The sequence below is a fragment of the Ruegeria sp. ANG-R genome, from assembly GCF_000813985.1.
Lineage (GTDB): Bacteria > Pseudomonadota > Alphaproteobacteria > Rhodobacterales > Rhodobacteraceae > Ruegeria.
Genome location: NZ_JWLJ01000006.1, coordinates 171,765 through 183,938, shown reverse-complemented (window position 1 = coordinate 183,938; position 12,174 = coordinate 171,765). Strand labels below are relative to the sequence as shown.

The window sequence follows — 12,174 nt, the reverse complement described above, 5'->3', positions numbered from 1 at the left end:
CTATTGCGAATCCATATGGCCACGCCGGTCTTTGGGTGCCGACAGCGCGCGCCTGTATTCACGGTTCATCATGCCGATAAAGTTTATGCTGATCCCTTTGGGGCAATGGGCCTGACATTCCGCATGATTGCCGCAAGCGCCGAAATCCTCGGCCTCCATCTGATGCACCATATTCAGAACGCGGCTTTCGCGTTCCGGCTGGCCTTGCGGCATCAGGCTGAGATGCGAGACCTTGGCCGCCGTATAGAGCATCGCGGCCCCGTTCGGGCACGCAGCCACACAGGCGCCACAGCCAATGCAACTGGCCGCATCCAGCGCCTCTTCCGAGACATGCGGATCAATCGGCACCGAATTCGGGTCGGGCTTGGGTCCCGAATGCACCGTCACATAACCGCCCGCCTGCAACACCCGGTCAAAGGCCGAGCGGTCGACGATCAGATCTTTCAACACCGGAAATGCGGCCGAGCGCCAGGGTTCGATCGTGATGGTCTCGCCATCCGAGAAATGACGCATGTAAAGCTGGCAGGTGGTTGTGCCGGGAATAGGGCCGTGGGGGCTGCCGTTGATCACCATGGAACACATGCCACAAATCCCTTCACGACAATCGCTGTCAAAGGCCACGGGCACCTGATCCGCTTCACTGATTTGCTCGTTCAGTACATCCATCATTTCCAGAAACGACATGTCGGGTGAGACGTCCGCGATCTCATAATGGGCGAAATCGCCTATGTGGCCCGGGCCATCCTGACGCCAGATTTCAAGAGTGAACTTCATGTCTTGTAGTTCCTTTGTGCCAGCGGCAGCGCCTCGAACTCCAGGGCTTCCTTGTGCATCACCTCGGGATTGCCCTTGCCCATATGTTCCCAGACACTCACATGGGCGAATTCGGAATCGTTGCGCAGCGCCTCACCATCCTCGGTCTGGTGCTCTTCTCGGAAATGACAACCGCAGCTTTCATCACGCTCCAGCGCGTCGCGGCACATCAACTCGCCCAGCTCCAGGAAATCCGCCAATCGCCCGGCATGTTCCAGCGACTGGTTGATGCCTTTGCTGGTGCCCTCCAATCGCAGATCGCTCCAGAAACGGTCGCGCAGTTCGGGGATCAGTTTCAGCCCTTCTTTCAGCCCCGCCTCATTGCGGGCGATGCCACAGTGGTTCCACATGATCTTTCCCAGTTCGCGGTGAATGGTCAGGGCGGTGGTGTTGCCGCCGATGGCGAAAAAGCCCTCGATCCGGTCGCGGGCCTCCTGCTCGGCCTCGGCAAAGGCTGGATGATCGGTGGTGACATCGCCGTAAGGGTGACGGCTGAGGTAATCGCCGATGGTCAGCGGGATCACGAAATAGCCATCCGCAAGGCACTGCATCATCGAACTGGCCCCCAGCCGGTTCGCCCCGTGGTCCGAGAAATTCGATTCTCCGATGGCAAAAAGACCCGGCTTGGTTGTCATCAGGTTGTAATCCACCCACAGCCCGCCCATCGCATAGTGCACGGCAGGGTAGATGCGCATCGGCTGCTCCCATGGGCTTTCGCCGGTGATGCGCTCATACATCTCGAACAGATTCAGGTACTTGTCGCGGATCGCGTCATGGCCCTGTTCCTTGATGGCGTCGCGCAGGTCCAGATAAACACCGCGCCCGCCGGGGCCGACCCCCAACCCTTCATCACAGACCTCTTTGGCATTGCGCGAGGCCACGTCGCGGGGCACCAGATTGCCAAATCGGGGATAGCGGTCTTCAAGGTAGTAGAAGCGGTCCTCTTCGGGGATGTCCGAAGGTTTGCGGTCGTCTCCGGCTTTCTTCGGGACCCAGATGCGCCCGTCATTGCGTAAGCTTTCGCTCATCAGGGTCAGCTTCGACTGATGATCGCCCGAGGCAGGAATGCAGGTTGGGTGAATTTGCACGTAAGAGGGGTTGGCAAAGCCCGCACCGCGTTTATGCGCCCGCCAGGTGGCCGAGACATTGCTGCCCCGCGCATTGGTCGACAGGTTGAACACATTGCCATAACCGCCCGTAGCCAGCACCACCGCGTCCGCCGCATAGGACGAGATTTCGCCCGTCACCAGATTGCGCACCACGATACCATGGGTGCGGCCGTCGACGGTGACGATATCCTCCATCTCGCATCGGGTATGCATAGTGACATGGCCATCATGGATTTGCCGCGCCAGCGCTGAGTTCGCCCCAAGCAGCAATTGCTGCCCTGTCTCGCCCCGGCAATAGAAAGTGCGTTCGACCAGAACGCCCCCGAAGGACCGGTTGGCCAGCATCCCGCCATATTCGCGGGCAAAGGGCACGCCTTGCGCCACCGCCTGATCGATGATCCCGGCAGACAGCTCTGCCAACCGCCAGACATTGGCCTCGCGCGAGCGGTAATCGCCGCCTTTCTGCGTATCATAGAACAGCCGATAGACGGAATCGCCATCGTTGCGATAGTTCTTTGCCGCGTTGATGCCCCCCTGCGCCGCGATCGAATGCGCCCGGCGCGGGCTGTCCTGAAAGCAGAAACAGTCAACCTTGTATCCCATCGCTGCCATCGAACTGGCCGCCGATGCTCCGGCCAACCCGGTTCCGACAACGATCACCCGGTAATGGTGCCGGTTCGTCGGCCCAACCAGCCGCATATGTTCCTTGTGGCGGGCCCATGCGCCAGCAACGTCTCCAGCGGGGATTTGCGCATCAAGTTTCATCTTAGTTCCCCCCGGTCATGGCGGCTGAGGTCGCTTCCGGGATTGCAGGCCCAAGCGCGCCTACGGCAAAGGACAAAGGCACCAGCGCGAAGGTTGCAGGCAATCCGATGGAAATCACCATCGCCAACAGGCGCAGGCCCCGGTTGCGATCCGGGTTGTCCAGCCCCAGCGTCTGGAACAGGCTCCACGCCCCGTGAAACAGGTGCAGGCCCAGCAGGCCCATCGCGCCCAGATAGATCACGATATAGAAAGGCCGGTGAAAGGCCCGCGACAGATCGCCGAACACGTCCGGCGTGTTGAAGGCGGCCGGGTTGATCCAGCCAAAGGTGAACTGTGCCAAATGTAAGATGATATAGCACAGCATCAGCAGCCCCGAGATCAGCATCCAGCGTGCCGGATAGCTGGTCTCGCGATAGGCGGCGTGTTTGTATTTCACCGGGCGTGCTCTGGCATTGCGGTGGGCCAGCTGTATTGCGCATGTGATGTGCAGCAGGACCGAGACGATCAGGATGATCCTCACGCCCCACAGAGCGAACCCGTAAGGCAAAAGAGGCTCGCCCATGGTGCGCAGAAATCTGGCATAGACATTGATATCGGCCATGCCGGGCTGTGGGTCGGGCAGAAAGACCTTGAGGTTTCCGCCCACATGCAGCAACAGGAACAGCAGCATGAAACTGCCGGTGACGGCCATGATGATCTTTTTGCCCAGAATGCTGTGGTACAGGGTGATTGGGTTCAATGCTCGCCCTCCGCATGGGGGTGGACCATGCGGTCCAGATTGAGTGCCTGATCAAATTCTTCCGCTGTCAGAAGGCCAAGCGCGACGGCGGCTTCTTTCAAAGTGGTGCCTTCGGCCTCGGCTTTATGGGCGATTTCCGATGCATGGTCGTAACCGATCTTGGGCGACAGTGCTGTCACCAGCATCAGAGACTGGCCGACCTTTTCCGCAATGTGATCGCGGTTCGCGGTCAGGCCATCGACCAGAAAACGGCGGAAACTGTCACAACTGTCGGCGATCAGATGTGTGGAATGCAGAAGGTTGTGGGCCATGACCGGCTTGAACACGTTCAGCTCGAAATTGCCTTGCGATCCGGCGAATCCGATTGCGGTGTCATTTCCCATCACCTGCACCGCCACCATGGTCATAGCTTCGCATTGAGTTGGGTTTACCTTACCCGGCATGATCGAGGACCCGGGTTCGTTCGCAGGTAGCTTCAACTCACCCAGCCCGCAGCGTGGACCGGACCCTGCCCAGCGAATATCGTTGGCAATTTTCATCAGCGACACGGCAAGCCCCCGCAGAGCACCCGAGGCCGCAACCACAGCATCATGCGCGGCCAGCGCCGCAAATTTGTTTGGTGCTGAAACAAAGGGCAACCCCGTGAGTTCGGCGATGTGCCTTGCACACAGGTTCCCAAAGCCCGCAGGCGCGTTCAGACCGGTGCCGACGGCGGTTCCTCCGACCGCGAGCTGATAGAGATCGGGCAAAGCAGCCTCGACCCGGTCGATCCCCGCATCCAGCTGCGCGACATATCCCGAAAACTCCTGCCCCAGGGTCAGCGGGACAGCATCCTGCAGATGCGTTCGTCCCGTTTTGATGATGTCGCGGAAATCGCGTGCCCGCGCTGCAAGAGCGTCACGCAGGGCGTGCACATTCGGGAGAACATTTTCTACCAGTATCGACGCCGCCGCGATGTGCATCGCGGTTGGAAACGTGTCATTCGAAGATTGCGAGCGGTTGACATGATCGTTGGGATGCACCGGGTCCTTCGATCCCATCACGCCGCCAGCCATTTCGATGGCGCGATTCGAGATCACCTCGTTCACATTCATGTTGGATTGAGTGCCGCTGCCGGTCTGCCAGACATGCAATGGAAAATGATCATCCAGCTTGCCTGCGATCACCTCTTCTGCTGCAGCGATGATCAGGTTGCTGCGCATCTGGTCCAGCGTTCCGATTTCCCGATTGCTCAGCGCTGCGGCTTTTTTAAGGGTGGCAAGCGCATGAATGACCTCGATGGGAATCAGGTCTTTCGCGATCGAGAAATGCTCTAGCGAGCGCTGGGTCTGAGCGCCCCAGTACCGGTCGCACGCCACCTGAACGCTTCCCAGACTGTCGGTTTCCGCTCTATGCTTGCTCATGACTTCCGCCGTGTCGTTTCAGTTTAATATATATGAGACTTTCATGATTCGCGGGCAGGCGATGTTAACTTGCTAACAGAAGTCTTTTTTGACGAGGTATAAGTCTTGTTAGATGGCTGATCGGGCCAATCAGGATGAACCGTGAAAGTTTCTTGGCGAAGGGAACGCGAACATGATCAGATGCGTGCGTATTTGGACCGGCAAGGACGGGCAATCCCACTTTGAAGAGGGCAAGATCGATCTGAGCGGTCGAAGCGATGGCAAATTGCGCAGCGCGGACATGAACGTGAATATCGCGGCGATGCAGGAAACTGCTGTGGGTGGAACATTCAGCTGGCACAACGCTCCGGTCCGGCAACTGGTTATAACGCTGAGCGGCACGCTCGAGTTCGCGACCCGTGAAGGCAAGACCTTTACCATCGCGCCCGGCGACATCCTCTTGGCCGAAGATACAGCTGGGGGCGGTCACACCTGGAAACTTGTCGATGATGATCCCTGGCGGCGGGTTTACGTGGTGTTGGAAACGGGTGCGGCAGTGCCTTTCGTCGCGGGCTGATATCACAAATCACAAGGTCGGAGCGAACAGGATGAACGCGTGCAAAGAGATCGATATCGCCTTGATCGGCGCAGGTATCATGAGCACGACCCTCGCGGTGCTTGTGAAAGAACTGCAGCCGGATCTGAATATCGTCCTGTTCGAGCAGCTTGAAGGCGCTGCGCAAGAAAGCTCGGCCGCGTGGAACAATGCCGGCACCGGTCACGCCGCAAATTGCGAATTGAACTATACGACCGAAGGGGCGGATGGGAAGATCGATCTGACCAAGGCGCTGAAGGTCAACGGACAGTTCGATCTGTCACGTCAGTTCTGGTCCTACCTTGTGTCCAGCGGTGCAATCGCAACACCGGATCAATTTATTCACGCCGTCCCGCATATGAGTTTCGTTACGGGCGACGCGCATCAGGCCTTTCTGAAGAAGCGCCACGCCACAATGTCAGAGCATCATGCCTATCAGGGGATGGAATACAGCGAAGATGCCGCTCAGCTTGCCGATTGGATTCCATTGGTCATGACCGGGCGTGACCCTGCACAGCCGGTGGCGGCAACACGGATGATGAACGGGTCGGATGTGAACTACGGTGCGCTGACGGCGGCCTATATGGATTACCTGAGCCAGATGGATGGGTTCAGCGCGCGGTTCTGTCAAAAGCTCGAGCATCTGAGTCGTTTGGACAATGGCCGTTGGGCCCTGACCCTGCGGGATCAGAAGTCTGGCGAAACCCATCAGGTTGAGGCTGGTTACGTCTTTCTGGGCGCTGGGGGCGGGGCGCTGTCGTTGCTGCAGAAATCTCATATCCCCGAGTCAAAGGGATACGCCGGTTTCCCGGTCAGTGGTCAATGGCTGCGGTGCTCGAACCCGGAGGTGGTGAACCGTCATATGGCCAAGGTGTACGGCATGGCTGCCACTGGCGCGCCGCCGATGTCGGTGCCTCATCTTGATACGCGGATCATCGATGGCGAGAAATGGGTGTTGTTCGGCCCCTATGCCGGGTTCACCACCCGCTTTTTGAAACACGGGTCTTTGCTGGATCTTCCCGCTTCACTCCGCCCCTCCAACTTCGTGCCTTTGCTGGCAGTCGCCCACGACAATTTCCCGCTTGAGGAATATCTGGTTGGGCAGGTCTTGCAGACACAGGCTCATAGGCTGGAGGCGTTGAAGGAATACTATCCGCAAATGGAGGTCGATGATTGGGAGTTGTCCGTGGCCGGGCAGAGGGTCCAGATCGTTCACAGGGACAGGCCATATCATGGCCGCCTGCAGTTTGGGACAGAAGTTGTGCATTCTTCGGACGGCAGAATGACAGCTCTGCTAGGAGCATCGCCGGGCGCTTCGACTGCGGTGGCGATCATGGTCGAAGTACTGGAACACAGTCTGGGAAATCTGCTGCACGAGGGATGGCCCGAAAAACTGAAGCACATGATTCCGTCCTATGGGGTGGACCTGTCGGAAGATGCTGCGTTCACACGCCGTATCCGATCTGAAACAGCTGAGGTTCTTGGTCTGAATGGATAGTGTTCTGAATGCCGGGCCGAAAATGGAGGTTAACCCTCTGCGACAGTCTCAGCACAATGTCTGACAAGCGCGTTATCATGGGTTTATTTTACGAGTTAAACGAACATGATTGCCGGCGTCGACGTGGACGTCAGGCGCGCGGAAGTCACCGTAAAACCCGAAAGTCAAAAGAGGAATGACAATGGCAAAGAGCGTAGTTGATGTACTGCTTGATATTTTGGCTGACGCGGGTGGGCGGCAGATTTTTGGGGTCACGGGGGATGCTCTGAACCCATTTCTCGAGGCGATGCGCGATGACAGGCGCTTTGAGTGGATCGGGATGCGACACGAAGAGAATGCGGCTTATGCGGCCTATGCGCAGTCGCATCTGACCGGTGGGATTGGCATTTGTGCCGGCACTGTTGGGCCTGGTGCCCTGCATCTGATCAATGGGCTGTATAACGCCCGCCGCGAAGGGGCGGGCGTGGTCGCGATCACCGGGCAGGTGGCGCATCGCGAGCGCGGCACCGGTTATCATCAGGAGGTCAATCTTGAGAAGGTGTACGAGGATGTCTGCGGCTATCAGGCGGTCATCCATACCCCCGAACAGATGCCGCGGCTGGCGCAGATTGCGGTGCAGCGTGCGCTGATCAATCGCGAAGTGGTGCGGATCGAGCTGCCAATTGATGTGTCGGAGCAGACGGTGCCCAGCCTGCACCAGTTCCATCCAATCTTAAAGCATCCTTCCACCTTGATCCCGCCAAAGGAAGAAATTGCGCGCGCAGCTGAGATTATCAATGAGGGCAAGAAAGTTGCCATCTTTGCAGGTGTCGGTTGCCGGGATGCGAAAGATCAGGTGATTGCGCTGTCCGAGCGCCTGAATGCGCCGATTGCCCATTCGCTGAAGGGCAAGGACATCTTTGATTATGATGATCCGAACGTGGTCGGCATGACGGGTCTGATCGGCAATCCGGGTGGATATCACGCCGTGCGTGATTGCGACGTTCTGCTGATGGTGGGAACCGATTTCCCCTATGAGTGGTTTCTGCCGGAAAAGGCAAAGATCATTCAGATCGACCGCAGTGTCGAGCATTTGGGCCGCCGGGCACCCATTGCCTCGGGCCTGCTGGGTGACGTGGGCGCGACGTTGGACCTTTTGCTGCCTAAGATCGAAGCCAAGGATGACCGCAAATTTGCCGACCATCAGATCAAGCTGTGTACCAAATGGCTAAAACAACAGGACAAAGAAGCCAGCCTTGATCGGGATTCAGAACCGTTGCATCCGCAGCTGTTTGCGCGCGAGATTTCTGATCAGGCCTCGGACGATGCGGTTTTTGCCATGGATATCGGCGAATGCACCGTTTGGGTGGCGCGTCAGACACGGATGAAGGATGGGCGTCGGATGGTCGGCTCGTTCAACCACTCGTCATTGGGCTCGGGCCTGCCCTCGGCGCTTGGGGCGGCGGCGCTGGACCCATCGCGCGAGGTCTGGACCTTCTGCGGTGACGGTGGTTTCGGCATGTCGATGCAGGATTTCGTGACTGCCGTGCGGTATGACTGGCCCATCAAGGTGATCGTCTTCAACAACCAGACGCTAGGCTTTGTGAAGATGGAGATGGAGGTGGCCGGATATGCGGTCAATCCGATGGCTACCGATCTGGTGAACCCGAACTTTGCCGAATACGCCAAAGTCTGTGGCGGCGACGGCGTGCGGGTCGAACACGCCTCGGAAATCAAGGATGCCATCGCACAGGCCAAGGCAAGCACCAAGCCGTTTATCATCGAGGCTATGGTGTCACCCGGTGAACTGGTCATGCCGCCGCATATCGAAACCAAGATGGCCTGGGGCTTTGGCATGTCCAAGCTGAAAGAGGGCATCCTGCTTGCCAAGGGTGATCACGCCCAGTGGGATAACTGGGTGAAAGAGCTTAAGGCGCACCTGTAAGAAAAGGGTCAACGTATGACACGTGACATTCATAGCGGTGGACATCTGATTGCTGCCATCCTGCTGGCCGGGGCTGCCTCGATCGCTTCGTGGGACTTTTGGGCCGGAACCCTGTCCCCCCTCATTACCGGGATCACGCTGAACCCCGATGATCTGATCCGGGCGGTGTTCGGTATCAAATCGGTGCCGATCCTGAACGGGATACATATGACGACAGGTATCATTGCCTATCCGATCGGATATGCCTTTTTTGCGCGCCCCATCGCGCGCACGATCACACCCTTTCTGCCCTGGTGGATCGTTGGCATCGGGTTCGGTATGGGGCTTTTCGTGTTTGGCTTTTATGTGATGGCGCATCTTGTGGCTGGGATGCCGGCGTTCATGGGTTGGTCCAAGCTGACCTATGCCTCACTGTTCGGGCACATTCTTTTTGGCCTCACGACCGTCGCTGTGTTCCGGGTATTCGGATACGGAACCACCAAGAACTGAATAGGCACCCGGGCCGGACACGCGCCGGCCCCGGGCCACTGAAACTCAGGAGACCTGACTAAATGGTTCGCAAGATTTATTACGCCGTCGTATTCCTCGGCCTGCCGCTGACATTGCTTCTGGGCTGGCTCTGGTCGCCCGCCTATTGGCTGCTGGTGATCGTGATCCCGTATATTCTGATCGGGTTCTATGACATCACCACCACCCGCCATAACGTGTTGAACAACTACCCGGTGCTGGGCCACTTTCGCTATATGCTGGAATTTGTCAGTCCAGAAATCCGTCAGTATTTTGTTGAAACCAACGCAAGCGGGCGGCCGTTCAACCGGATTACGCGGGCGCTGGTCTATTCCCGGGCCAAGGGTCAGCAGGACACACAGGCCTTTGGTACGCAATATGATCTGGATGAGGTGGGGTATCTGCGGTCGAACCACTCGCTCGCGCCCAAGATTGTCGACGAGTCGGAAGAGCGGATCATGCTGGGTGGCCCGCAATGCGACAAACCCTATAACGCGTCGCGCCTGAACGTTTCGGCCATGAGCTTTGGTGCGCTGAGTCATACGGCTATTCGTGCGCTCAATGGCGGGGCCAAAGATGGTGGCTTTGCCCATAACACGGGCGAGGGCGGTCTGTCCCCGTATCACCTTGCCGAAGGCGGCGATATCATCTGGCAGATCGGCACCGGGTATTTTGGCTGTCGTACGCCCGAGGGCGGGTTCGACAAGGACAAGTTCGCTGAAAAGGCCCAGAAGGACGTGGTCAAGGCGATCGAGATCAAGCTGAGCCAAGGGGCCAAACCCTCCCACGGGGGGGTGCTGCCCGCTGTCAAGGTCGACGAAGAGATTGCCGAAATCCGCGGGGTGGAGCCGCATAAAGATGTGATCTCTCCTCCGGCGCACTCGGCTTTCGATGGGCCGACCGGGCTGATGCATTACGTTCAGCACCTGCGTGAGATGTCGGGCGGCAAACCCATCGGTTTCAAGCTTTGTATCGGCAACCGGCACGAGTTCATGGCGATCTGCAAGGCAATGCTTGAGACAGGTATTCTGCCCGACTTCATCACCGTGGACGGGGCCGAAGGCGGTACGGGTGCAGCACCCGTTGAGTTCACCAACCGGCTGGGCGTACCTCTGAACGAGGCGTTGATCTTTGTGCATAACTGCCTGAAAGGCGTCGGCCTGCGCGACAAGATCCGGATCATCAGTTCCGGTAAAGTCGCGACTGGCTATGACATGATCGAGAAATTCGCTCTGGGAGCGGACATGTGCAACTCGGCGCGGGCGATGCTGTTTGCGGTTGGGTGTATCCAATCCCTACACTGCAACACCAACATGTGTCCGACAGGTATCGCGACGCAGGACAAAGCGCGCGCGCGCGCCGTAAACGTACCACAGAAGCGCCAGCGTGTTCATCGGTATCATGACGCAACGCTTGAAAGCTTCCGCGAGATCCTCGGCGCGATGGGCCGAGAAAAGGTCAGCGATTTGCATCCCGGCGACGTGCGCCGCCGCGTCGCGAACGAACGGGAGAAATCCATCGCTGAAATTTATACCTTCCTTGAGGACGGCGCATTGCTTGGGGAAAACGTCCCCGAAGAATTTGCAGCTGACTGGGAGCGCGCATCAGCAAACAACTTCTGACACCCCAAACCACCTAACTTAAAACACCGGGCCAAATCGAAAAAGGCCCGGTGCAGAAATCTGCAAAGCGGTCTGAATTGGGCCGTCGCGCAGCGAAAACTGTACTTTGCGTGACCTCGTTAATCCCAAAAGAACCATCAGAACACCGCTCGCCAAAATATCCGATGCGAGAAATGCCGTGATCCCAAATAGTTTTTGCGCGATGAGGTCAAACTGCATGATCAAAGCAACGATGCTTGATAAGCTGCTGCCTATCCCCGCCAACGGGTTGTTAATCAAAGCGAAACCGCCGACATATTTCGGAGTTTGTCAATTGAAGCGATCTTTATAAATCCGGAGGTGGTCGTCAGTATTCCCCGCTGCTGTAGCTTTCGCAACGCAATGTTCACGCTCGGTCTGGAAGCTGCGACGAGGCTTGCCAATTGACCTTGCGTGATCCGAACTGTTGCACTCGATTTTGATTGGAGTTCCGAAGGCCGCTCGGCCAACAATACGAGTTGGCGTGCAACGCGCTCTTCGACGCTGCGAAGGACAAGATCCTCAATCCTCTGATGACAGCATTCGAAAAACTCCATGAATTGAGCAATTGTATACTGGCGCAACTCAATGTCATCGCTTGAAGCTTTGATGTAGTCGTCAGTCGCTTTGAAACACAGAACGCTGTCTTCCAGAAGTTCAATGCCAACACCTTTGATGCAGGCGCTCAGCAGGATAGGGGTACTTTGGCAGGACCTGACGGCGATTGTGACTTCGTCTCCGCCTTCCGTCATTCGGAACACACGTGCCGCGCCCGATAGCATAAAACAGATGTTAGCTCCGTCTTCGTTGGTCAGAAACAAAAAGCGTCCGCTTTTGTAAGAAACGGTGCGGACTGCCAGTCTTGAAATTAGGTCCATTGTGGTTGTATTCTCGGGCGTCTTTTTCAGCGCGCTCAGATACGCACAGCTTTTGTTTTCTATCTGTTAGCACTCTAACAGCATGAGAAATAAAGTGGAATTATAGCTTTGAAGACGCTATGGGCTTTCAGAGGCAATGTGGTCCGAACAAGATGCATCATTTGCCGAGTTGTCATGTGGAATGGTGTGCAAAAATCAGCACGTCCGCTGATGCGGCCAGCGCATGACGGCACCGGTTTTGAACCGGTTGAGTTTGGAGGGTAAATCAGGGTGATAGGCCGAAAACAGTTTTCGAGCCTGGCTTTGTCAGGCGTAACCATTGCG

General features: G+C 57.3%; 11 protein-coding genes. 5 read left to right on the top strand and 6 right to left on the bottom strand.

Annotation, left to right across the window (positions count from 1 at the left end):
• The 4 genes from RA27_RS15370 to fumC are packed head-to-tail and all read right to left on the bottom strand — an operon-like array spanning position 1 to position 4,829.
• Positions 1-774: a succinate dehydrogenase/fumarate reductase iron-sulfur subunit gene (locus tag RA27_RS15370; RefSeq protein WP_039540870.1), complete on the bottom strand. Its 774-nt coding sequence runs from the start codon at positions 772-774 to the stop codon at positions 1-3.
• A complete protein-coding gene (locus RA27_RS15365; RefSeq protein ID WP_039540867.1) occupies positions 771-2,687 on the bottom strand; it encodes a fumarate reductase/succinate dehydrogenase flavoprotein subunit in 1,917 nt (638 codons plus the stop codon). The genes RA27_RS15370 and RA27_RS15365 overlap by 4 nt, the downstream gene beginning before the upstream one ends.
• A gap of 1 nt (position 2,688) precedes the next feature.
• Entirely contained in the window at positions 2,689-3,426 is a 738-nt protein-coding gene (locus RA27_RS15360) for a succinate dehydrogenase cytochrome b subunit (protein ID WP_052265309.1), read from the bottom strand.
• Positions 3,423-4,829 (bottom strand): class II fumarate hydratase, encoded by a 1,407-nt coding sequence (fumC, locus tag RA27_RS15355; RefSeq protein ID WP_039540864.1) that lies wholly within the window; start codon positions 4,827-4,829, stop codon positions 3,423-3,425. The genes RA27_RS15360 and fumC overlap by 4 nt, the downstream gene beginning before the upstream one ends.
• Positions 4,830-5,013: 184 nt before the next feature.
• Here fumC and RA27_RS15350 point away from each other — a divergent pair, with 184 nt between their 5' ends.
• The 5 genes from RA27_RS15350 (at position 5,014) to RA27_RS15330 (ending at position 10,954) form a co-directional block, all read left to right on the top strand.
• Positions 5,014-5,385: a hypothetical protein gene (locus RA27_RS15350; protein WP_206539995.1), complete on the top strand. Its 372-nt coding sequence runs from the start codon at positions 5,014-5,016 to the stop codon at positions 5,383-5,385.
• Complete coding sequence (gene mqo / locus RA27_RS15345) at positions 5,315-6,901, top strand: malate dehydrogenase (quinone) (protein ID WP_343294161.1); 1,587 nt, start codon at positions 5,315-5,317, stop codon at positions 6,899-6,901. The genes RA27_RS15350 and mqo overlap by 71 nt, the downstream gene beginning before the upstream one ends.
• A gap of 181 nt (positions 6,902-7,082) precedes the next feature.
• Complete coding sequence (locus RA27_RS15340) at positions 7,083-8,825, top strand: thiamine pyrophosphate-dependent enzyme (protein ID WP_039541290.1); 1,743 nt, start codon at positions 7,083-7,085, stop codon at positions 8,823-8,825.
• Positions 8,826-8,840: 15 nt separating this feature from the next.
• Positions 8,841-9,314 carry a hypothetical protein gene (locus RA27_RS15335; RefSeq protein WP_052265307.1) on the top strand — a complete coding sequence of 158 codons (474 nt, stop codon included), beginning with the start codon at positions 8,841-8,843 and terminating at the stop codon, positions 9,312-9,314.
• Between the two features lie 62 nt (positions 9,315-9,376).
• Positions 9,377-10,954, top strand: a complete 1,578-nt coding sequence (locus RA27_RS15330) for an FMN-binding glutamate synthase family protein (RefSeq protein ID WP_039540857.1) — start codon at positions 9,377-9,379, stop codon at positions 10,952-10,954.
• Positions 10,955-10,972: 18 nt separating this feature from the next.
• Here RA27_RS15330 and RA27_RS15325 read toward each other — a convergent pair whose 3' ends face one another.
• Both RA27_RS15325 and RA27_RS15320 read right to left on the bottom strand, forming a co-directional pair.
• The gene (locus tag RA27_RS15325; RefSeq protein ID WP_039540853.1) at positions 10,973-11,233 is read right to left on the bottom strand and encodes a hypothetical protein; all 261 of its coding nucleotides are present in this window, start codon (positions 11,231-11,233) and stop codon (positions 10,973-10,975) included.
• Complete coding sequence (locus RA27_RS15320; RefSeq protein ID WP_039540850.1) at positions 11,230-11,850, bottom strand: Crp/Fnr family transcriptional regulator; 621 nt, start codon at positions 11,848-11,850, stop codon at positions 11,230-11,232. The genes RA27_RS15325 and RA27_RS15320 overlap by 4 nt, the downstream gene beginning before the upstream one ends.
• Positions 11,851-12,174: the final 324 nt, after the last annotated feature.